Annotated in this window: 1 protein-coding gene; it reads right to left on the reverse strand. The window is 29.3% G+C overall.

Annotated features, from left to right (window positions below):
* Window positions 1-559, reverse strand: a 559-nt coding sequence (locus ON063_RS14805) for a hypothetical protein (RefSeq protein WP_274665650.1), incomplete at both ends; no start/stop codon positions are given.

The following is a 559-nucleotide window of genomic DNA, read 5'->3' on the forward strand; positions in this document are numbered from 1 at the left end:
TGATTCTATTCTTTATATGTCCAACGAATGCGATGTGATTTTCTGCAAGATTTTTAGGGAAATTAATTCTTCTAGAGCTCCCGTCATTCCTTTTTAAAACTACGTTGTAATTACCATTTGTAGTAGTTCTAACGTATACTTCCGTCGGTAGTATAAATTCTTTACTTACTTCCGAAACAATCAATTCAACTTTCAAACTATCCTTTTCTTCACCTAAAATATTGTCTTGTAAGAGTTTTAGATACCTAACTTTATAATCATTAATAATAGCTGATATCTCATTTTCATCAGAAATATCATAATTTATTGACAGTTCAATTTCGTTTTCGCTATCTTCAAAGTCAAAAAAATCTACAAACTTTAAATCTTCTTCGTTATTGATAATAATTTTTTTGATAAATCCATCTTTCATAAAATCTTTTTGCTGATCCTTCAGGAAATTTGTAAATAAGGAATAAGCTTCTAATAATATAGTTTTCCCTAAACTATTATCTCCAACAATTATGTGTAGTGCAAAATAGGAGTGCAGAAGTGTGCAACGGAAACGTACACAACTCTG

The organism is Exiguobacterium sp. B2(2022), from assembly GCF_028823655.1.
Classification (GTDB): Bacteria; Bacillota; Bacilli; order Exiguobacteriales; family Exiguobacteriaceae; genus Exiguobacterium; species Exiguobacterium aestuarii_A.